This is a genomic window from Streptomyces sp. NPDC046909, assembly GCF_040644695.1.
Classification (GTDB): domain Bacteria; phylum Actinomycetota; class Actinomycetes; order Streptomycetales; family Streptomycetaceae; genus Streptomyces.
On the sequence record NZ_JBEYXC010000004.1, the window covers coordinates 120,868 to 142,304 of the forward strand.

Sequence of the window (21,437 nt, forward strand, 5' to 3'; positions counted from 1 at the left end):
GCGAGACGACAGTGACCGGCGTGACGGGTGGAGCGGGTCGCCACGCTGATGCGTGAACGTATCGGCAGTCGATCACTTGTCACAAGTTAATGCCGCGTAGATCACGTGAAGATCACAGACTTGAGGGGATGTCATGTTCGCAAGGGCCAGCGGGGACGGGCGAGTTGGCGCGAAGCCGCCTACGGATTCGGCGTGAAGCCGGTCACCCGGCCCGCCCCGCAGGCGTGAACTCGACCGGCAGGGTGCGCAGTCCACGCATGATGAGGCCACCACGCCATCTCAAATCGGCCGAATCCACCGCGAGTCGGAGATCCGGGAGCCGGGTGAGGAGCGTGGCCAGCGCGGTCTGTCCCTCCAGCCGGGCCAGCGGGGCGCCCAGGCAGTAGTGGATGCCGTGGCCGTATCCGAGGTGCTGGTTGTCCCGCCGGGAGAGGTCGAGGACGTCGGGATCGGCGAACCGCTCCGGATCCCGGTCCGCGGCGGCCAGTACGACGAGCACGGGGTCGCCGGGTGCGATGTCCTGCCCGCCGATGGTGAGCGGGCGGGTGGCGAAGCGCCATGTGGCGAGTTCGACGGGGCCGTCGTAGCGGAGGAGTTCCTCGACGCCGGTTTCGAGGAGGCCGCTCTCCCCGGCGGTGAGGGAGTCCTGGAGGCGGGCCCGCTGCTCGGGGTGGGTGAGAAGGGCGTACGTGCCGTTGCCGATGAGGTTGACGGTGGTCTCGAAGCCGGCAAAGAGAAGAATGAAGGCCATGGCCGCGGCCTCGTTCTCGGTGAGGTGCTCGCCGTGGTCGGAGGCGCGGATGAGACCGGAGATGAGGTCCTCGCCGGGGACGGGGTCGGCCGGGAGCCCTTCGCGCTTGCGGTGGATGAGCTCCAGCAGATACCCGCGCATCTTCTTGACCGACCGCGCGACACCGCCCCGCGGCCCTCCGCCGTGCCGGATCATCATGCCCGCCCAGTCCCGGAAGTCGTCCTGGTCCTCGCGCGGGACGCCGAGCAGGTCGCAGATGGCGTAGATGGGGAGCGGGAAGGCGAAGTCATGGATGAGGTCGGCGGAGCCGGTCTCGGCGAACCGGTCGATGAGCCGGTCGGTGAGCTCCTGCACGCGCGGCGCGAACTCGGCGACCCGACGCGGGGTGAACGCCTTGCTCACCAGCCGCCGCAGCCTCGTGTGGTCCGGCGGGTCGATGTTCAGCAGATGCGTCATCAACTCGGCCTTGCGCTCACCGGGGATCCCGGTCTTCCCCTTCGCGTGCGCGGGCTCGTCATGATGCTCCGGGTTCTTGCTGAGCCGCTGGTCGGCGAGGGCCTGCTTGGCATCGGCGTACCGCGTGACCAGCCACGCCTCCACACCGCTGGGCAGCTTGGTCCGGTGCACGGGGGCGTGTTCACGGAGCCAGGCGTAAGCGGGGTAGGGGTCGGTGGCGAACTCCCAGGTGAAGAGGTCGGGGGCCGCAGGGACGGAGGTCGGCTGGTCGGTCACTCCTTGACGGTATCCGGGTTTCCCTCAAGCACCTTCTTCGCGCCTGGGTGACCCATGTCGGCGGCTTTGCGGTACCAGGTCTTCGCTTCGCCGGGCTTGTCCTGCTTTTCGAGGAGGGCGGCGAGGCGGTACGCGCCGTAGGCGTCGCCGGAGGCGTGGGCCTTCTCGTACTCGGCGCGGGCTTCGTCGAGTCGGCCTTGCTTTTCGAGTACGACACCGTGGTGGGCGATGTCCAGGGGGTAGCCGTCGGTGTCCTTGAAGTAGGACTCGGCATCCGCGAGGGACTGCGGCTCTTGCTGAGCGTGCCGCAGCAGTTCGACCGCCGGCTCCCCGCCGGTATCCACCGCCCGTTGAAGCCAGACCAGGGCCGATTCCCCTTCGTTGGAGACCAGGTGCCACCTCGCGAAGCTGGTGGCGACCTCGGTTCGTCCGGCCATGGCGGCAGACATGTAGCAGTCCCACGCGCCCTCGTCGTCTCCGCCGCCGAAGCACAGATCGCCGAGCAGGTGAGCTGCCTCCAGATCGTGGCCGGCCGCACCAGCCCGCAGCCACTGTCCCGCCCGCCCCAACAACGCCTTCCCCATCAGGGTCGCCGCCCCGGCATCCCCCGCCTCGGCGGCCGCCTCCAGGAAGGGCTCGGCGTCCTTCGTCTCGCCCCGCTCCACAAACAGCCGCCCCAGTCGCCCCGCCGCCTCCGTCTGCCCGGCCTCGGCGGCCCGCCGGAACCACTCCTCGGCCTCGGCACTCCTCCCCAGGCTCTCGCGCAACCGTCCCAGCTCAAACATCGCCTGACCGTCCCCCGCGTCGGCCGCACTCCGAAACGCCTCCCCGGCCCGTCGGGCCACCACCTCGAAGTCGTACGCCGTATCCCCCCGCGCCGCTTCCAACGCGCATCCCCAGACCGAACCGGCCACCTCCGGAAGACTCGGGTCCCGCACCGTCGTGTCCACGAGATACGGCGCCGCCTCCCACATCCCCGCACCACTGCTCCGCAGCATCCGCAGCGCCCCGTGGCGTTTCCCCGCGGCCCACGCCAGCGCCTCCTCGACCGACTCCCGCTCCATGCCCGCCACGACGTCGTACGCCTCGTGCACCGTCACAAGCAGTTCCTGCGGCAGCGGCCCCTGGAGTCCGCACCGGGCAAGGTCGATCGCGGCGCGCACCAATGCGTGGCCGCGCGGATGCCGGTGAGCCTGACGGGCCCGCCGCCACTCCTCCCAGAGCAGCGGTCCGACGGAGAGATAGACCGCGACTCCCTCCGCTCCGCTGTGTCGTGCAGCCTCCGCCAGCCGGACATCGCCCGCCTGCTCGGCGCGCTCCCGCTCGCTCTCGCTCCATTCCCTGGGCAGCTCGACCATGTGCGCCAGGTCAAGGACCCGCCCGCGCGGAGTGTTCCGGTATTCGTCGTACGCCCCCTCGCTGAGCGTGGCGAGCACGACCACCCCCTGCCCCGTCAACTGGGCCAGCAGCCGCAGTTCCAGACCGTCGCCGAGGTGGGTGTCGAGGTCGTCCAGCCACAGGACCAGCCGGTCGGACCGACCGCGCAGTACGGCGGGCAGGGCCCACAGGTCCGCACCCCGCGCAGGCGCGAACACCCGGGCGTCGGGGAGGACTTCGACCGCCGCCTCGACGGCCGTACGCGTCTTCCCGGCGAACGGCTCCCCCAGGACGACCACCAACCCGCCGCTCTCACCGGCCTGTTCGAGAGCGGCTCGCACCGACCCGTCCGCGTCCCGTCGGACGTACGGCGGGAGTGACGGCAGCCCCGGCACCCGGCGCGTCGGCCGCACCCCGTGCGCCAGCGGCTCCAGGCCGCCCACCGTCGACCAGTCGTCCGGCACCACGTGCCCGCCGCCCGGCTGTGCCCCGTACGTGTTCCGCACCTGCTGGACACCGATGAACTGCCCGTGGAACGTGCTGCCGCCGAAGTCGAGATGGTCACCGGCGGCGGCCGGAGCGGAGGTGCGGGCGGAGGCGGACGGATCGTCCGGGGTGGCAGGCGCGTCCATGGTGGCAAGCGCGTCCGGGGCGCCGGGGGTGTCCAAGGTTCCGCGGGTGTCCGAGGCACCGGGAGTGTCCGAGGCACCGCGGGTGAGGTCCCGTAGCGTCAGCTGGATGACGGCCGCGAGGTCACCGCAGGCTTTCTCCGTCGCCGGGGAGGACAGGAGCGCCTCACGCAGCCGGCCGCGCCACAGTCGCTCGACCACGATCCGGACGGCGGGCCCCTGGGGCAGGGCGACGGCCTGACGGTACAGAGTCACCTCGTAGTCCGGCAGTCCGAGCCGCCGGAACCAGAAGGCGAAGCGCTCCTCGACGACCTTCCGCGCCTCCGAAGCCAAGCCCTCCATGAGCGCCCTGGCCCCGTCCGCAGCCAGTTCCTCCACACTCCGCGCCACGCACGCCCCCATGCCACCAACCGACCGTGCCTCCACGGTACTGAGGCACGGGCACGCCATTGCCCCGTCGCCCCGGTTGCGCACTCACCGCGCGTGTCCCGCTCGCGTCACGTCCTGCCTCGGTCAGCGCGCGCCGGTGCCGCTCTCCGTCTCCCGGATCGCGTCCCGGTACGCCCGTGCCGCCGCGCGCAGGGCCGCCTCCGGGTCGACGCCCGCTGCCTCCGCCCGTACCGCCAGGGCGAGCAACTCGTAGCCGAGGTCGTCGCCGGCCGGCAGCGGGACGTCCAGGCCCGCCGTGCGCACGCGGGACGCCAGTTTCGATGCGAGGGCGAGGCCGGGCTGGCCGAGGGGGATGCCTTCGGTGATCGAGGTGCGCTGTTTTTCGACGGCCTTGGTGCGGAGCCAGTGTTCCTTGACCTCCTCGGGGGTCGTCGCGGTCTCGTCGCCGAAGACGTGGGGGTGGCGGTGGATGAGCTTGGTGACGATGCCGCCGGCGACGTCGTCGATGGAGAAGGGGGTGTCCCCGTCCTCTGCGCGGCCTTCCTCGGCGATGCGGGCGTGGAAGACGACCTGGAGGAGGACGTCGCCGAGTTCCTCGCGGAGTTCGTCGCGGTCGCCGTCCTCGATGGCCTCGACGAGTTCGTAGGCCTCCTCGATGCCGTACTTGGCCAGGCCCTTGTGGGTCTGCTGGGAGGACCAGGGGCATTCGGCGCGAATGCGGTCCATGACCTGGACGAGGTCGAGGAGGCGGGCGCCCGGGAGGTCGTAGGAGGCGGGGAGGAGTTCCAGGTCGGGCATGGACACGCGGCCCGAGCCGGCGAGGCGGGCGAGGCCGTCGGTGAGGGCGGGTTCCCCCTCGCCGGTGGCGACGACCACGACGGTGCAGCCGTCGGCGCAGGCCGCGACCAGTTCCTCCGCCGTCGGGGACGCCTCGTCCACCCGTATGCCCGCCTCGCGCAGATAGGGCAGCTGCGGGTGCGCGCCGTCGGCGCACAGCACGCGGTCGGCGGCGTGCAGTGCCTGCCAGGCGGGCCAGGACAGCAGTCCGGGGGCGACGCGGTGGCTGGTGGTCAGCAGGACGATGCGGCCGGTGGCGGGGGCCGGGACGGGTTCGGGGCTGGTGGTGTTCACGAGTCGAAGCTAACTCACGCCGCCGACAGCCCCGAGAGTTATCCACAGGGCGATCGACGGCGCCGTACCTGTCCGCTGCCGCGCCGTACCGTTTCGCTGCCGCGCCGCCCCGGCGTTACGCCGTCTCCTGCGTCCCCGTCGCCGTGACCTCCCGTACCCAGGGCGTCTTCGCGTCGACGCGGCTGCTCTTCTCGACGTCCCAGGTGCCGTAGCGGGGGTTGAGGTCGACGTCGAGTTTCTTGGAGGCCTCGGACAGGGCCTGCCAGAAGGCGGCCTGGCTGGTGTCCGTGCCGAGGGCGGCGGCGAGTTTCTGGGCCTCCAGCTGGAGGCGGAGGTTCTCGTCGAGGCGCTCGGGGGCGATGCCGTAGCGCTGGAGCCAGGCGGTCTCCAGGGCCTTGGCGCTGCCGGCCTGCTGCTCCAGGCCGGTCCGCATCTCCTGGATCTCCTTGCGGGTGACGGTGACGCCCGCGTCCTCGGCGGCGCGGTGCAGCACCCGGTCGAGGACCATGCTGTGCAGGGTGTCGCGGGTGAGGGTGCCGGTCTTGGCGATGGCCTGCGTGTACTGCGTCTCGTCCGGCACCGCGGCGCGCTGGGCCTCGCGTACCTCGTTCACCCTGTTCTCCAGCTGGGCGACGGTGATCCGCTGGCCGCCGACGACGGCTGCCGCGCCGGGATGCGCGTCGTTTCCGCAGGCGGTGAGGAGGGGCGCCGCGGCGATCGCGGCGGAGAGGAGGAGCGCGGTGCGACGACGGCGGTGCAAGGAAGCCTCCCGGGGAGCTTGTGAAGACAGGTGCGCCGCGTAGCGGCTCGTTGAGGGGTGGTGGTCGGGCGACGGGCGGGCGCACAAAGTCTTGCGGTGATCGATGGTAGGCAGTGGGCAAGCTCTGGCCAACCCATTCGACCAACGATTCACCGGGACTTGGGGCACCGGCGCTCCGCGGTGCCCTTGTCGTCGCCCGGCTGTCGTCGTCCGCCTCGCCCCGGCCCGTCGCCCGCTGTCGCCGTCCGCCGCTCAGCCGGTGATGGCCACCGGCGCGTCCCACGCGTCCCGGTCCACGGTGATCGTGTAGCCGTTGCGCGTCTCCTTGCTGTTGACCAGGTACTGGTGGCCGCGGCTGTGACCGGTGTACTGGGTGGCGCCCCACGGCCAGTCCGCGGTCGTGGTGTTCTGCTTGTCCCACAGCGCGTACCAGAGGTTGCCCGGCAGGTCGGTCCTGTCGGTGGCGGTCGCGATCGCCTTGGCGCTGGAGCCGGCGAAGCCGTAGTAGCCCGCGCGGTACGTCTTCGCGCGCAGGGTCTTGGTGAACGCGCGCACATAGGTGAGCACGGCGTTGTTGCACGACGTGTTCGTGGTGTCGTACGCCTCCATGTCCAGGTAGATCGGGCTGCCCGCCTTCATGCCGAGCGCGGAGGCCTTGGTCACCGCGTCCGCCGCGTCGCTCGCGCCGAGGGAGGCGGCCGTGGTGGCGGTGAGCTTCTCGGGGCTGGAGCCGGACTGGCAGGGCGGCTGGGCGCCGACGTAGATCGGGATGAGCTTCCAGCCGACCGTGCTGACGGACTTGACCCAGGACGCGGTGAGGTTGGGCTGGGCGCAGCCGCGGTTCTTGCCGCCGACGTAGACGGCGGCGGCGCCGTAGAGGCCGCCGTGCCAGGCCTTCATGGCGGCCAGGGAGGGGGCGGCGCAGGTGTCGAAGGCGCGGCCGGTGTAGGTCTTCTGGGCGGGCCAGGTGGTCGCGGCCATGGAGGTCTGGGCGGCGATGCCGGCTGCCGCGACGACGGCGGTCCCGGCGACGGCCCAGGTGAGGTATCTGCGCTTCTTCGACTGACGATGGCTGGACATGCGTGGACCCACCCCTGGTTGTGCGTTGTGTGATGACGGCGTGCGGGGCGCCTGGGAGCGTGCGTGGCGCGCACTACGGCGCGGGAGGCGCGTGAAACGGAGCGCGGTCTGACATGCGCCCGCGCCCGCGAGCCCGCACTCACACCGGCACCCGCGCGCGTGCCCTCGCCCTCGGCCGCGCCCCGACAACGGATCGCAACCTAACGCGCGCCGCACCCCGGTTCGGGAAACACCGCCCCTAGGCGCTCACAAGTTTCTCTCAGCCCCTGGCAAAACCTAGCCGCGCACCTGTCCCAGCCATCCCAGCGTCCGCCGGATCTCCGCCGCGAGCGGGTGGCCGGGGCCGTGCAGGCGTTCCACGTCGTGGAGGAGCCGGGCGAGGGTGTCGTGGGCGGCGGCGCGGTCGCCGAGGGCGAGCAGGAGGTGGCCGATGCGGCGGCGGAGGTCATGGGCGAGGTCGGGGTCGCCGGCGACGTACTGGTTCTCGTAGTACGGCAGCAGCGCGCGGTACTCGGCGAGCGCGGCCGCGGGTTCGCCGAGCTGTTCCAGGCACTGGGCGGCCTCGTAGCGGAAGCGGAGGGCCTGGGGGTCGGCCTGGCCGGCCTCGGCGGCGCGTTCGTCGGCGAGGCGGCGCAGTTCGGGCAGCGCGCGCCGGTACTGGCCGTCGTCCATGAGGGTGGCGGCGTACTGCTTGCGCAGGGTGCGCACGACCGGGGAGTGCGCGCCGTGCTGTTCGGCGGCGGCGGGCAGGATCGCGCCGAGGATGTCGACGGCCTGGGTGATGCGGCCCTCGCCGAGGAGGCGCTTGACCTCGTCGACGGCGCGCGCGACGTCCGGCTTCTCGGTCGCGGGGGCGGCCGGGGTGACGGGGGCGGGCTGGGGCGCGGGCGTGCGCGCGCGGTCCGGCCAAGGGGCGTGCGGGCGCAGGAAGGGGCGCGTGGGGTCGAGGGGCGCCCCTGTGGGCATCCCGCGCGCGGGCAGGAGCAGCGCCAGGTGCTCGTACACCTCCTGTGCGCTGGCGGGGCGGTGCTGCGGGTCCTTGGCGAGCAGGCGCAGGACGAGTGCCTCCAGCGCCTCCGGCACCTCGGGGCGCAGCCGGCGCACCGGGAGCGGGGGCTCGTAGAGGTGGCGGTGCAGTACGCCGAGCGCCGTGGAGCCGGAGAACGGGACGTCGCCGCTGAGGAGTTCGTGGAGCAGGACACCGAGGGCGTAGAGGTCGGTGTACGGGCCGACCGCGCCGCCCATCGCCTGCTCGGGTGCCATGTAGGCGGGTGAGCCGATGGGGGTGCCGGTGTGGGTGAGGCGGGTGGTGTCGGCGTCCATGACGGAGGCGACGCCGAGGTCGAGGACGGTGACGGTGCCGTCCTGCTTCACCATCACGTTGCGCGGCTTGAGATCGCGGTGGACGATCGGCACGGCGTGCACGGCGCTCAGCACGGCGCAGAGTTGTGCGGCGACGGCGACGGCCCACTGCCAGGGGTACGGGTCGTGTTCGGCGAGGTGGTCGGAGAGGTCCGCGCCGTCGACGTACTGCATGACGAGGAACAGTTCCTCGCCTTCGCTGCCCGCGTCGTGGACGGTGACGAGCCCGGGGTGGTCGACCTGGGCGGTGACGCGGCACTCGCGGACGAAGCGGCGGCGCAGTTCGTCGGCCTCCTGCCCCGCCACCTTGTCGGGGCGCAGCAGCTTCACGGCCACGCGCCGGTCGAGCCGTCGGTCGTACGCCGTCCAGACCTGTCCCATGCCGCCCTGTCCGATGAGCGTGGACAGTTCATAGCGGCCTGCGACGACACGTCCTGTCGTCACGGTCACCTGCCGCCCTCGTGGCCGCCGCCCGGATTGCCGTCCTGCCTGCGCAGGTAGTCGCTGAGTTCGTCGAGTTCGGCGCGCACCTGGTCGATGCGGGCGGGCGCGGGGCGCTGGGGCGGCTGCGCCGGGGGCACGGGCGTGTGCGGCACGGGCGCGTGGGGTGCGTGGGGTGCGGGCGGTTGCGGCAGGGGGTGCTGCGGGATCGGCGCCTGTGTCTGGGGCAGGGTCGTCGCGGTGTAGGGCGGCTGCGGCTGCGGATAGCCGTACGCCGGGGCCGGTACCGGGCCCTGGGCGAGCTGGGGGGCGTAGGCGCCGTAGCGGAGTTGGTGGAAGTGGCGGATGTCCGCGGAGAGGTAGTACGCGATCGCGGCCACGAGGGTGCCGAGGAGCAGGAGCATGCCGCTCCAGCCGATCGCGGTGTCGATCTCCTCGCCGGGCTCCAGGCCGAGCAGCACGATGGCCACGACGATCGCGACGAACGAGGCCGCGAACAGGACCCAGTCGAGCGTCCTGCGCGTCACGAGTGCCAGCCGCAGCAGCATCGCCCAGGACAGGATGCCGATGGTGAAGATCCCGATCACCACGAACAGCACGCGCAGGAGGACCAGCACCCCCGGGTGGGGTGGCTGCTTCACCGGCTGCGTGTAGCCGTGGCCATGCATGGACAGCTCCTGGTGCCTGAGGTTGACGTACGAGGCGAGCGTATAGGCCGACAAGGACATGCGGTCCTGGGTTGTACCGAACTGTTGTCGGGCTGATCGCCTCGTACGACGGCGCAGGTCACGGCCGACTCAGGCGGAGGCCGTGCTTCCGGTCAGTCGGGGGCGACCGTCCCGTCCGTGAGGCCGTCGTACATCCCGCGCACGAGCTGCTCCCCGAGCCGGCCCGCGCGCCTGAGCGCCCGCTCGAACTCGTCGAGTGCGCGGAAGCGCGCGCCGTAGCGCCGTTGTTCGTCGAGCGGGAGCCGGGGCAGTTGGAGGCGGCGCACGTCCAGGCGCGTGGCGGTGGAGGCGTAGCTGCTGGCCTGGCGGTTGTTGGCGGTGCCGCGCAGGAAGCCGGCGAGGAACCAGGGGTCGAGCGCCGTGGGATCGGGGCGCAGGAGCACGAGGTTGCGCCCCAGGGCGGCGCCCCCCGTCGCGTCGTCGATCACGCGCGCCATCGAACCGCCGCCGAGCACCGGGACGACGACGTCGCCCGGTTCGGCCAGGACGGCCTCCTCGTCGCTCTCGGGGAGCGTGCCGGAGGGGGCGGTGCCGGCGAGGACGTCGTGGTCGGTGAGGACGGGCACGCGCGTGTGGCCGCCGTTTCCGCCGGCGCGCATCACGAGGGCGCCCCCGCGCGCGAGTTCGCCGATGGTGGTGAGCGGCCAGCGGGGCACGGGGTGTGCGGCCTCGGCGGCGGGCGGGGTGAGGTCGGCGGTCAGGCGCAGGGTCGCGCCGAGGTGGTCGCGTACGGCGGTCAGCGCGCCGGTGCCTTCGGCGGCGGCCGGTGGCGGGAGGTGGCGTGCGGGGGCCAGGTCCACGTCGTCGTCGAGGAGCTCGATGACGGGCAGGGAGCGCGCGAGGCCGGGGCGCTCCTCCAGGGTGCCCGCGCCGTCGAAGCCGCGCCAGGCGTCGAGGACGGCCTCCCGCACGGCGCGCCAGTCGGGCCCGCCGCGCCCCTCGCCGGCGAACTGCCCCGTGTCGACGAGCAGTACCTCGGGCTGGGCGGGCGCCTTCTCGGGGCGGCGCAGCACCCACAGGTGGAGCGGGATGTTGTACGGGGGCGCGGCGCCGACCGGGAGCGCCGCCACGGCGCGCAGCGCGCCCCGGCGCAGCAGGTCGGCGCGGATACGGCGGCCCGAGCGGCGGGAGGCGGCGGCGGGCGGCATGAGGAGTACGGCGGTGCCGCCGTCCTTGAGGCGGGCGAGCGCGTGCTGCACCCAGGCCAGTTCGGACTCGGTGCGGGCCGGGAAGCCGTACTCCCAGCGGGGGTCGTAGGCGAGTTCGTCGTGCCCCCAGTTGCGCTCGTTGAACGGCGGATGGCACAGGACGGCGTCGGCGCGCAGCTCGGGGAAGGCGTCGGCGCGCAGGGTGTCGCCGGCGGCGCCGCGCACGCCGGCGCGCGTGTGGAGCGCGAGCCGGAGCGCGGTGAGTGCCGCGAGCTCGGGGGCGCTGTCCTGGGCGTACAGCTCCTGGTCCGCGCGGGGGGTGACGGCGCGCAGGAGGGCGCCGGTGCCGCAGGCCGGGTCGAGGACGGTGCGGGCGGGTCCTGCGAGGTCGGCCATGAGCCCGGCGAGGTCGGCGGGGGTGAGCGTGTACTGGCGCGGGTTGGCGTCGAGGTGCCGGCCGAGCAGGAACTCGAAGGTCTGCCGGGCGCCGGCTTCGGCGGCGAGTTCGGCGGCGCCGCGCAGGAGGGGACCGGAGGAGAGGAGCGCGGGAGCGGTGGGGGTGTGAACAGCCGGGTCGGGGTTCACACCGCCAGGAGTGTTCACGGCGTCCGAGCCGCCGACGACACCCGCGCGGGGCGTGTTCACACCCGAGGCCGCCCCGAACCGCGGCATGAGCACCTCCCCCAGCGCTCCCGGCAGCAGCTCCGCGAGGCGCTCGTCGGAGCCGGCGCTGACGTCCAGCCAGACGGTGGGGCGGTCATGGATGAGCAGCAGGACGCAGCCGGCGTGGGTCAGCGCCGTGACCGGGCCCTCCGGGTGTCCGGCGAGCTGCTGCCAGACGCGTTCCCGTAGCGGGACCTCGGCGAGTTTTCCCTGGTCACGGAGCCATGCCTCGACCTCGGCGAGGGCGAAGGAGGGGCTGGTCTCGGTGCCGCCGACCGGCTTGGGGAAGTCCGCGTGGCGGCGGCGCCAGTTGCTGACGGCGGCGCGTCCCACGCCGGCGAGCCGTGCGATCCCGGCAGCGGTCACCTCTGTGGCGTTGTCCTGCACGGGCCGGCTCCCCTCGTCGTTCCTGCGTGTCCCCGCTGTGTCCCCGCGCGCCCTCGCGTTCGCGTGTGACGCCGAGCATAGCGACGTACGCAAGATCTACCCATTCACGGCCGTGTACACAAGACGTTCCGTGAACCGTGTTGACTCGGTTCACAGCGCATGCTCTTATTGACCCAGCGAACGAGAGGCAGCCGATCGGCGGCTGTCACACCGTGTGGAGGGGACACAGTCATGGGCATGAAGGGCAAGGTCGCGCTGGGGGCCGTCGTGGGGATCGTCGTCATCGGTGCCGTCTCGGCGAACTCCGGCGACAGCGACAGCGACTCCACGAGCAGCGACAAGGGCTCTTCGGCGTCCGCTCAGGCGAAGCCCGGCGGCGAGAAGGACTCGGCCGGGGCGAGCGAGGAGAAGGCCGAGGAGAAGAAGGTCGCCTTCGAGGGGGACGGCGAGTTCCAGGTCGGCTCGGACATCAAGCCCGGCACCTACCGCACCACCGGCAACGACGACGGCATGTGCTACTGGGAGCGCGCCAAGGACGCCTCGGGCGAGATGGACTCGCTGCTCGCCAACGACAATGTCACCGGCACCAGTTACGTCACCGTCAAGGCCACCGACAAGCTCTTCAAGTCGAGCGACTGCAACGACTGGGAGGCCGTCGACACCAAGGCGAAGGGCACGCCCGCCGCGAAGATGTCCGGCGACGGCGGCATGTACAGAGTCGGCGTCGACATCGCCCCCGGCACCTACAGGTCCACCGGCAACGAGGACGACATGTGCTACTGGGAGCGCGCCAAGGACGCCGAGCACGGCCTCGACTCGATCATCGCGAACAACAACGTGACCGGCTCGGCCGTCGTCACCATCAGCGCCAAGGACACCTACTTCAAGACGTCCGGCTGCACCGACTGGAAGAAGACCGGCTGACACCGGCCACCGCACGGCGGGACCGGCGGGGCGCACACCGACGACAGTGCCCCGCCCGGCGCGCCCCGCCGCACCCGTTCACCACCCCGCGACACCACCGAGGAATTCCCATGCGTCGCACCGCACTTGCCACCTTCTGCCTCACCGCCGCGACCGCCCTCGCCCTCACCGGCTGCCAGTCCGGCAAGGACAAGGCCGGCAGCGAGCCGGGCAAAGCCGCGTCCACTCCGTCGAGCACCCCGAGCAAGGCGAAGGATCCGTTCCCCGGGCTGACCGGCGGCGAGATCGCCGACCGGGCCGTCGAGGCCACCACCGGCGCCTCGTCGCTGCGCATGAAGGGGGACGTCCCCGACGACGAGTCCGGCTCCACCATCACCATCGACATGGCCCTCAACAAGCAGGGCGAGTGCGCCGGCACGATGAGCGTGGGCGGCCAGGGCAAGGCCGATCTGATCAAGGTCGGCGACACCGTCTACATGAAGTACGACGAGGCCTTCCTGCGCGCCCAGAGCAAGGGCGAGAAGAAGTCCGACGTGGACGCGGCCGTGGCGCTGCTGGCCGGCAAGTGGACCAAGATGTCCGCGAAGGGCGAGGACGCCAAGGACATCGCGGGCTTCTGCGACCTGGACACGGTCCTCGGCGACGCCGACGACGTCGACTCCGACGCCCTGCGCGGCAAGACGACCACCGTGGACGGCACCCCGGCGATCGTGCTGCGGGAGCGGGACGGCAAGGAGCGCTACACGCTGTACGTCGCCACCGAGGGCAAGCCGTATCTGCTGCGGGTCGACAGCGCGTCCACGTCGGACCCCGGCACCCTGACCTTCAGCGAGTACGACGAGCCCGTCCCGGCGCGGAAGCCCAGCGGCGAGATCCTCGACCTCGACGCGCTGGGAGCCTGAACCGCCGTACGACTACAGCGGATGCCGCATCCACACATTGGGCTCGACATACACGGCGTACCCCCGCTCCGGCTCGCACCGCACCGGCACCAGTGCGCCGGGCACCTCGATGTCGCCCTGGGTGTCGAAGGGCAGCCCGGTCCAGCGGCGCCACTGCTCCAGCGAGCCGACCACCGTCATGGACGCCGGCGCCACCGCCTCGATGGTGGCGCCGGCCCTCGCGTGGACCCGCAGCCACGGGTCGTGCGGGAGGCCGTCGGGGCGTACGCGGTGGGCGTACTCCCCGATGGGGGTGTGCGGTTCGAGGTGCTTGGCGCTGGGGCGGACCGGGGCGACGACCTCGCCGAAGCCGTGCGCGCGGGCGTTGTCGCGCATCGCCGTCAGCATGCGGCCCGACAGGCCCTTGCCCTGGGCGTCGGGCCGGACGTTGATGGCGATCGCGCTGACGGTGTCGGGCCGGACCCCGCGGCGCAGATCGGCGAAGGCCCACAGGAGAACTTCGTCCCAGCCCCGGGCGGGCAGTTCGCCCCGGCCCTCGGCACCGAGGGCGAAGGGCACGCTGAACCCGGTGGCGACGACCTCGCCCCGCTCGTCCTCGGCGAACAGCACATACGCCGGGAACTCCCGGGCGATCCGGCCGTAGTGGTAGTCACCCACCAGGTCCCGGGTGACGAACTCCGGCCAGCTGTCGGCCATGCCGACCACGCACCCGTGGTCGTCGGGGCGCTCGGCGAGACTCGACACCTTCAGCTCCATGCGGCCACCGTAGGCGGGCGGCGGCGGGAGCGGGAACCGGTTTTCAGCCGCCGCACTGGCGCAGCATCATCTCCTTGTCGGGCTTGGTCACGGGCAGTTCGTACTTCAGGGACACCTGCGCGAACCGCACGACGTACGAGCAACGGATCGACTTGCTCGGCGGCAGCCAGGACGCAGGCCCCGAGTCGCCCTTGGAGCTGTTGGACGGGCCGTCGACCGGGATGAGGTTGAGCGGGTCGTTGGCGATGTCCTCCCGCTTGCCCTTGTCCCAGCGCGAGGCGCCCATCTGCCAGTCGTACGACAGCGGCATGACGTGGTCGATCTGCACCGTGGTGGCACGGGACTTGACCCAGTCGATCTCCTTGCCGGTGTAGGGGTCGGCGAGGGTCATGGAGGCGACGACGCAGTCGGAGCCGGAGCGGAAGCGGACGTCGTCGCCGTCGCGCTGGAGGAGGTCGTTGCGGGTGTCGCAGCCGTTGCGGGAGAACGGTATGCCGCCGGGGGCCGAGTCCATCCAGGCGTAGCCGAACTTATCCCGGTCGTAGCCGGTCTTGGGGCCGCGGCCCTTGGTCTCCACCTTCTCGATGAGAGCCCGCGCCTTCGCTCTGTCGGCGTCCGTGGTGAGGGCCGCGAGGCCCGGTTTCGTGCCGTCCGGGTTGTCCAGCGGGCTCACCGCCCGGCCGGATCCGACGGCCGGGCCGGCGCCGGACGGCTCACTGTCCGAGGGCAGGTCCACGCCCTCGCAACCGGCGAGCAGTACGACCATGCCGAGCATCGCCGCGGCGCCCGCCGCCCCACCCCTCAGACGCGTCACGGTGCGTCCCTCCCCTTGTTCTCCTGGTTCCGCCCCGCACGAACGGTCGTGCCTGCTCTCACCGTACTGGCCGAGAGGTCCAGACCATATGGGGCCTCAAGGGGCATTCCACCCAAGGCGGGCGTATCGTCTAATCCGAGTCACCTCCGGAAGGAGCTCTGGATGGGCATCCTCGACAGGTTCAAGAGCAACCGCATGGCGCAGGACAAGGCCAAGGACATGTCCGACGCGGCGGAAAAGAAGGTCAACGAGAAGACGGGCAACAAGTACGAGAGCCAGGTCGACGACGCGCAGCAGAAGATCGAAGGCGCGATGGGCATGGATCGCGACCGACCCCAACAGCCATGACGCCACCAGCCCCACGGAGGAACACGAGACCCCAACCGGGCACACCGCCCGGACCTGGGTCCCCTGAACCACCTTGAAACCGAGGCCGTCCACGGAGAATCGACTCCTGTGGGCGGCTTCGCGTCTTACGGCCTCCTCTCACCGCACCCGTCACGAGACCCCTCACCGCTCCCCCAAGAACACGACGCGACCGATCCGGATGTCGAATGCCAGGAACGGATGGCCGTAGGCACCCTCGGGGTCCATGAACACCGACTTGCCGAGCCGCCCGCCGATCGTCCGCAGGAAGTCGCAGAAGAGGTCCAGTCGCTCCTGCCCCTGCAACTCCCGCAGGTCCATGTCGAAGTCGATCTCCTCCGCCGCGTGGAAGCGGAAGATCGCACACATATCGCCGGTCGGCCAGAGCCGTAGTTGAGGGCACTCCGCGTCCCGCGGTCGGGCCAGTACATCCACCGCACGGGGCAGTGGAAGCGCGGTGTCGCCTTCCACGTACTCGTGACCCCAGCGGCGTTCCACGACGAGGTCGAGCACCGCCTGCCAGTCGTCGGCCGAGGTGTGCGGGACGCGGAGGTCCGGCAGCGAGCCCATCTTGTACGGGTCGAAGTACTCCTTGACGTCGGCCCACAGCAAGTCAGACATCAGCACCCACCCCGCCGCCCCTTTCCCCTCGGTTCTCCCCTCAGACCTTCCCGATCCCCAGCGTCGTCTCCGACGGAAGCAGGCCGGAGGACAGGACTGCCACCCAGTAGTCGCCGAGGAGTTCGACGAGGCGGTCGGTGTCGGTCGGGCCGAGGGACTGCCAGGGGGTGGTGGCGAGGCGGTCGGTGTGGTGTTCGACCTGGTTGCGCAGGGCGCGGCCGGAGTCGGTTGCCGTGCCGGTCTCGTCGAGGAGGCCTCGGGTGGTCAGGCGGTCGCGGGCGGCGGACCATTGTGCGGCTGTCCAGCCTCGGCTCTCGAAGCGTTCGACGGACGCGGCGCCTATCGCCGCGAAGGAGACGAGGGACTCGACCGGGTCGAGGCCGGCGATGAGGAGGGCGGCGAGGTGGCCGTCGCCGCGGTGTTCGCGCAGGATCGTCGCGGCCTGCCACAGCTGGAGGTGCGGGGCGGTGGGCCAGTCCAGTTCGGCGTTGGCGGCGGCCAGGGGGCGGCCCGCCGTGTTCACCGCCTCGGCGGCTCGGCGGGCCAAGGCCGCGGCCTCCGCGAGTTCGGGGCTGTCGACGCGGTCGCCGAATATCGCGCGGTACGCACGGTCGATTCCCCTCAGTCGGGCCGCCAGCACCTCCTCCGGGCTCGCGGTGTCCCATGCGTGGTCGATGTGCTCGGCGACCATGCGGGGGCTGAAGCTGTAGAAGGCGGACGTCACGCGCTCCGCGCCCACCGCTCCCAGCGGGGCCGCGCGGAAGGGGAAGTAGCTCGGCCAGCGTTCCTTGGTGTCGTAGCCGAGGGCGGCGGCCTCCTCGAAGACCTCCGGCGCGTAGTAGAGCACCGCATGCAGGGGTTCGAGCAGATGCCAGAGCTGGCGTACGCGGGCCGGGGTGATGCCGCCGGTGGCCGTACCGGTCCCGCTCTCGTCTTGCGACCCCTCGTGCGTCGACCTCTCGCGTTGCGACATGGCAGGACTCCTCGTCGTGTTCGAGTACTTCGGACCGTTCCCCAACTTGCCACTGACAAGATTGCCCGAGCCCGCCGAACTTGTCAATGACTAGATTGGGCGTACTCTGCTTCCCATGGCCCCCACCGAAACTCCGTCCGCCGGGACTTCATCCGCCGACGCTCCGTCCGCCGAACCGCCCCCGACCGGCACTCCCCCCGCCAAGCCCTCCCGCCGCGCCTACCACCACGGCGACCTGCGCCGCGCCGTCCTCACCGCCGCGCTCGACGTCATCGCCGCCGACGGGCCCTCCGCGCTGAGCCTGCGTGACCTCGCCCGCCGGGCCGGGGTGTCGCACGCGGCCCCCGCGCATCACTTCAAGGACCGCACCGGGCTGCTCACGGCGATCGCCGCGGAGGGGTTCGGGCTGCTCTCGGCCACGCTGCGGGAGGCGCCCGACCTCAAGGAAGCGGGCGTGCGGTACGTACGCTTCGCGCGTCAGCACCCCGCGCACTTCCAGGTGATGTTCGCGCCCGACCTGCTGCGCGCCGAGGACCTCGAACTGGCCACCGCGCGCACCCTCGCCGGTGACGCCCTGCGCGAGGCCGTGTCGGGCGTGCACCCCGAGGGCATCGAGCCCCGCCTCGCCGGGGTCGCCGCCTGGTCGCTCGCGCACGGCTTCGCCACGCTGCTGCTCGGGCACAACCTGGACGGGCCGGTGGGGGACCGGGACCCCGAGGAGGTGTTCCGGGCGTTGGCGGCGATGCTGTTCCGGTCCGGGGACTGACACCAGGACCCCGGCTCCGCGGTGACGTACCAGTCAGGAGGCGGGTAGGCGCGGGACCCGGCGGCCCGCCCCTGCTCCCGCTTCCCCCGACAGCCGTGCCCGACCTGGTGCCGGAAAACCGCAGGCCACGGCCCCGGAATCACGGCACCCCACGACCTCGGCCTCAGCCTCGTCCTCGGCCCCGACGAATCGGCGCCCCTACGACCCCAGAATCGACGCCAGGAACTCCCCGACCCACCCGAGCAACTCCCGCCCGACCAACGGCTTCCCCCCCACCTTCGCCGTCTTCGGCCGCGGCACCAGCACCTGATGCACCGCCGGCTTGATGACGGTCCCCGGATACAGCCGCTTGAGCCGCAGTTCCTGGGACTCCCGCAACTCCACGGGCGCGAAGCGGATGTTGGTGCCCTGGAGGACGATCTCGCCCACGCCGCACGCGCGTGCCAGCATCCGCAGGCCCGCCACGAGGAGGAGGTTCTCCACGGGCTCGGGCAACTTGCCGTAGCGGTCGACGAGTTCTTCCCGTACGGCCTTGATGTCGTCCTCGGTGTTGGCGGAGGCGATGGAGCGGTAGGCCTGGAGGCGGAGGCGCTCGCCGGGGGCGTAGTCGTGCGGGACGTGTGCGTCGACCGGGAGCTCGATCTTGACCTCCAGGGGCGGCTCCTCCTCGACGCCGCCCTCCAGGGAGGCGCGGTAGTCGGCCACCGCCTCGCCGACCATGCGGACGTACAGGTCGAAGCCGACGCCCGCGATGTGGCCGGACTGTTCGCCGCCCAGGAGGTTGCCCGCGCCGCGGATCTCCAGGTCCTTCATCGCGACGTACATGCCCGCGCCCATCTCCGTGTGCTGGGCGATGGTCGCGAGGCGTTCGTGGGCCGTCTCCGTCAGCGGCTTCTCCGGGGGGTAGAGGAAGTAGGCGTAGCCGCGCTCCCTGCCCCGGCCCACTCGGCCGCGCAGCTGGTGCAGCTGCGAGAGGCCGAAGTTGTCGCCGCGCTCCACGATCAGCGTGTTGGCGTTCGAGATGTCGATGCCCGATTCGACGATCGTCGTCGACACCAGTACGTCGAACTTCTTCTCCCAGAAGTCGACGACCACCTGCTCCAGCGCGGACTCCGACATCTGGCCGTGGGCGGTCGCGATCCGTGCCTCCGGGACGATCTCGCGCAGCCGCGCGGCCGCGCGGTCGATCGACTCCACCCGGTTGTGGATGTAGAAGACCTGGCCCTCGCGCAGGAGTTCACGGCGGATGGCCGCGCCGATCTGCTTCTCCTCGTACGGGCCGACGAAGGTCAGGACCGGGTGGCGCTCCTCCGGGGGCGTCGTGATCGTCGACATCTCCCTGATGCCCGTGACCGCCATTTCCAGCGTGCGCGGGATCGGGGTCGCGGACATCGTCAGTACGTCGACGTTGGCGCGCAGCTTCTTCAGCTGCTCCTTGTGCTCGACGCCGAAGCGCTGTTCCTCGTCGACGATGACCAGGCCCAGGTCCTTGAACTTGGTCTCCGAGGAGAACAGCCGGTGGGTGCCGATGACGACGTCCACCGCGCCGTCCTTCAGGCCCTCCAGGACCGCCTTCGCCTCCGTGTCCGTCTGGAAGCGGCTCAACGCCCGCACGTTCACCGGGAATTGCGAGTAGCGCTCGCTGAACGTCCCGAAGTGCTGCTGCACCAGCAGTGTGGTCGGCACCAGCACCGCGACCTGCTTGCCGTCCTGCACCGCCTTGAACGCGGCCCGGACGGCGATCTCCGTCTTGCCGTAGCCGACGTCGCCGCAGATCAGGCGGTCCATCGGGACCGACTTCTCCATGTCCTCCTTGACCTCGGCGATGGTGGTCAGCTGGTCCGGGGTCTCCGCGTACGGGAACGCGTCCTCCAGCTCGCGCTGCCAGGGGGTGTCCGGGCCGAAGGTGTGCCCGGGCGCCGCCATGCGCGCGCTGTACAGCTTGATCAGGTCGGCCGCGATCTCCTTGACGGCCTTCTTCGCGCGCGCCTTGGTCTTCGTCCAGTCGGCGCCGCCCAGGCGGTGCAGGGTGGGTGCCTCGCCGCCGACGTACTTGGTGATCTGTTCCAGCTGGTCGGTGGGGATGTAGAGGCGGTCGCCGGGCTGGCCGCGCTTGGCGGGGGCGTACTCGACGACGAGGTACTCGCGCGTGGCGCCCTGCACGGTGCGCTGGACCATCTCGATGTAGCGGCCCACGCCGTGCTGCTCGTGGACGATGTAGTCGCCCGCCTCCAGGGTGAGCGGGTCGATGGTCTTGCGGCGCCTCGCGGGCATCCGGGCGCCGTCCTTGCCGGCCGCCTTCTGGCCGGTCAGGTCGGTCTCGGTGAGCACGGCGAGCCGGAGCGAGGGGGCGACGAAGCCGTAGTCGATCGAGCCGCACGCCACGTGCACGACGGACGGGGCGATCTCCCCAAGCTCCGCGTCGAGACGGGCCGCGATGCCCTCGCCGCCGAGCACCTCGACGGTACGGGCCGCCGGGCCGTGGCCCTCGGTCACGAACACCGTGCGCCAGCCCTCGGCGAGCCAGCCCTTGGTGTCGGCGAGCGCCTTCGCGGTGTCGCCGCGGTAGGTCTCGGGCGCGTGCATGCCGAGCTGGAGGGTGTCCGCCTCCAGCTCCAGGTCCGCGGCGAACGGCGACACCGACCACCACATCATGTCCAGCTCGCGCGCGCGGTCACGGACGTCCGCGATCGACCACAGCGAGGCCGCGCCTACGTCGATCGGCGCCTCGCCGCCGCCCGCCGTGGCCGCCCAGGAGGCATGGAGGAACTCCTGCGAGGTCGCCACGAGATCCGCGGCACGCGTGCGTACCCGTTCCGGATCGCATACGACGGCCATGGCGCCCTTGGGCAGTACGTCGACCAGGAGCTCCATGTCGTCGACGAGAACGGGGGCGAGGGACTCCATGCCCTCGACCGCGATGCCCTCGGCGATCTTGCCGAGCAGTTCGCCGAGCTCGGGGTGCTGTTCGGCGAGGGCACGCGCGCGTGCGCGTACGTCGTCGGTGAGGAGGAGCTCTCGGCAGGGCGGGGCCCACAGGCCGTGCTCGGCGATCTCCAGGGAGCGCTGGTCGGCGACCTTGAAGTAGCGGATCTCCTCCACGTCGTCGCCCCAGAACTCGATGCGGAGGGGGTGTTCCTCGGTGGGTGGGAAGACGTCCAGGATGCCGCCCCGTACGGCGAACTCGCCGCGCTTCTCGACGAGCTCCACGCGTGCGTAGGCGGCGGCCGCCAGGGCTTCGACGATCTGGTTCAGGTCGGCGGTCTGGCCGGTGCGCAAAGCTACGGGTTCGAGGTCGCCGAGGCCCTTGACCTGGGGCTGGAGGACCGAGCGGACGGGGGCCACCACCACGGTCACCGGGCCCGTCTCGGGGTCGTCCGGGCGGGGGTGGGCCAGGCGGCGCAGGACCGCGAGGCGGCGGCCCACGGTGTCGCTGCGGGGGCTCAGGCGCTCGTGCGGGAGGGTCTCCCACGACGGGTACTCGACGACGCCTTCCTGCGGGAGCAGGGAGCGCAGGGCCGCCGCCAGGTCCTCCGCCTCGCGGCCCGTGGCCGTCACCGCCAGGACCGGGCGGCCGGACTCCCGGGCGAGGGCGGCGATCGCGAAGGGGCGGGCCGCCGGGGGGCCGACCAGGTCGATGTGCATGCGGTTGCCGTCCGCGGCCGCGGTGATCGCTTCCGCGAGGGCGGTGTCCTTGACGACGGCGTCGAGCAGACCGTGCAGGCTCATGGAGGGG

Annotated in this window: 17 protein-coding genes; 4 read left to right on the forward strand and 13 right to left on the reverse strand. The window is 71.8% G+C overall.

Features of this window, described 5'->3' with window-relative positions:
- Window positions 1-202: 202 nt before the first annotated feature.
- From ABZ928_RS13640 to ABZ928_RS13675, 8 genes are all read right to left on the reverse strand, one after another.
- Window positions 203-1,483: a cytochrome P450 gene (locus ABZ928_RS13640; protein WP_361517847.1), complete on the reverse strand. Its 1,281-nt coding sequence runs from the start codon at window positions 1,481-1,483 to the stop codon at window positions 203-205.
- Entirely contained in the window at window positions 1,480-3,879 is a 2,400-nt protein-coding gene (locus ABZ928_RS13645) for a hypothetical protein (RefSeq protein WP_361517849.1), read from the reverse strand. Before ABZ928_RS13645 ends, ABZ928_RS13640 begins: the two co-directional genes overlap by 4 nt.
- 123 nt (window positions 3,880-4,002) lie before the next feature.
- The gene (locus ABZ928_RS13650; RefSeq protein ID WP_361517850.1) at window positions 4,003-5,010 is read right to left on the reverse strand and encodes a nucleoside triphosphate pyrophosphohydrolase; all 1,008 of its coding nucleotides are present in this window, start codon (window positions 5,008-5,010) and stop codon (window positions 4,003-4,005) included.
- A gap of 115 nt (window positions 5,011-5,125) precedes the next feature.
- Entirely contained in the window at window positions 5,126-5,770 is a 645-nt protein-coding gene (locus tag ABZ928_RS13655; protein WP_361517852.1) for a SurA N-terminal domain-containing protein, read from the reverse strand.
- A gap of 252 nt (window positions 5,771-6,022) precedes the next feature.
- On the reverse strand, window positions 6,023-6,850 hold the full coding sequence (locus tag ABZ928_RS13660; RefSeq protein WP_361517854.1) for a glycoside hydrolase domain-containing protein: 828 nt from the start codon (window positions 6,848-6,850) through the stop codon (window positions 6,023-6,025).
- 276 nt (window positions 6,851-7,126) lie between these two features.
- Complete coding sequence (pkaE, locus tag ABZ928_RS13665) at window positions 7,127-8,620, reverse strand: serine/threonine protein kinase PkaE (protein ID WP_361518907.1); 1,494 nt, start codon at window positions 8,618-8,620, stop codon at window positions 7,127-7,129.
- A gap of 38 nt (window positions 8,621-8,658) precedes the next feature.
- Window positions 8,659-9,381: a hypothetical protein gene (locus ABZ928_RS13670; RefSeq protein ID WP_361517855.1), complete on the reverse strand. Its 723-nt coding sequence runs from the start codon at window positions 9,379-9,381 to the stop codon at window positions 8,659-8,661.
- 92 nt (window positions 9,382-9,473) lie between these two features.
- Window positions 9,474-11,579 (reverse strand): N-6 DNA methylase, encoded by a 2,106-nt coding sequence (locus tag ABZ928_RS13675; protein ID WP_361517857.1) that lies wholly within the window; start codon window positions 11,577-11,579, stop codon window positions 9,474-9,476.
- 231 nt (window positions 11,580-11,810) lie between these two features.
- Between ABZ928_RS13675 and ABZ928_RS13680 the strand changes: the two genes are divergently transcribed.
- Together ABZ928_RS13680 and ABZ928_RS13685 are read left to right on the forward strand one after the other, a co-directional pair.
- Window positions 11,811-12,503: a hypothetical protein gene (locus ABZ928_RS13680; RefSeq protein ID WP_361517858.1), complete on the forward strand. Its 693-nt coding sequence runs from the start codon at window positions 11,811-11,813 to the stop codon at window positions 12,501-12,503.
- 110 nt (window positions 12,504-12,613) lie between these two features.
- Window positions 12,614-13,405 (forward strand): hypothetical protein, encoded by a 792-nt coding sequence (locus ABZ928_RS13685; protein ID WP_361517859.1) that lies wholly within the window; start codon window positions 12,614-12,616, stop codon window positions 13,403-13,405.
- Between the two features lie 12 nt (window positions 13,406-13,417).
- Here ABZ928_RS13685 and ABZ928_RS13690 read toward each other — a convergent pair whose 3' ends face one another.
- Window positions 13,418-14,161 (reverse strand): N-acetyltransferase, encoded by a 744-nt coding sequence (locus ABZ928_RS13690; RefSeq protein ID WP_361517860.1) that lies wholly within the window; start codon window positions 14,159-14,161, stop codon window positions 13,418-13,420.
- Window positions 14,162-14,204: 43 nt separating this feature from the next.
- On the reverse strand, window positions 14,205-14,975 hold the full coding sequence (locus tag ABZ928_RS13695; RefSeq protein ID WP_361517862.1) for an HNH endonuclease family protein: 771 nt from the start codon (window positions 14,973-14,975) through the stop codon (window positions 14,205-14,207).
- 162 nt (window positions 14,976-15,137) lie between these two features.
- Between ABZ928_RS13695 and ABZ928_RS13700 the strand changes: the two genes are divergently transcribed.
- On the forward strand, window positions 15,138-15,323 hold the full coding sequence (locus tag ABZ928_RS13700) for an antitoxin (protein ID WP_361517864.1): 186 nt from the start codon (window positions 15,138-15,140) through the stop codon (window positions 15,321-15,323).
- Window positions 15,324-15,485: 162 nt separating this feature from the next.
- On the opposite strand, the gene ABZ928_RS13705 is transcribed toward ABZ928_RS13700, so the two are convergent.
- Together ABZ928_RS13705 and ABZ928_RS13710 are read right to left on the reverse strand one after the other, a co-directional pair.
- Window positions 15,486-15,962, reverse strand: coding sequence for a hypothetical protein (locus ABZ928_RS13705; RefSeq protein ID WP_361517866.1), 477 nt, complete (start codon window positions 15,960-15,962; stop codon window positions 15,486-15,488).
- Between the two features lie 40 nt (window positions 15,963-16,002).
- Window positions 16,003-16,935: a hypothetical protein gene (locus ABZ928_RS13710; protein WP_361517868.1), complete on the reverse strand. Its 933-nt coding sequence runs from the start codon at window positions 16,933-16,935 to the stop codon at window positions 16,003-16,005.
- Between the two features lie 115 nt (window positions 16,936-17,050).
- On the opposite strand from ABZ928_RS13710, the gene ABZ928_RS13715 reads away from it, so the two are divergent.
- A complete protein-coding gene (locus ABZ928_RS13715) occupies window positions 17,051-17,701 on the forward strand; it encodes a TetR/AcrR family transcriptional regulator (protein ID WP_361517870.1) in 651 nt (216 codons plus the stop codon).
- Window positions 17,702-17,899: 198 nt separating this feature from the next.
- On the opposite strand, the gene mfd is transcribed toward ABZ928_RS13715, so the two are convergent.
- A complete protein-coding gene (mfd, locus tag ABZ928_RS13720; RefSeq protein WP_361517871.1) occupies window positions 17,900-21,430 on the reverse strand; it encodes a transcription-repair coupling factor in 3,531 nt (1,176 codons plus the stop codon).
- Between the last annotated feature and the right edge of the window lie 7 nt (window positions 21,431-21,437).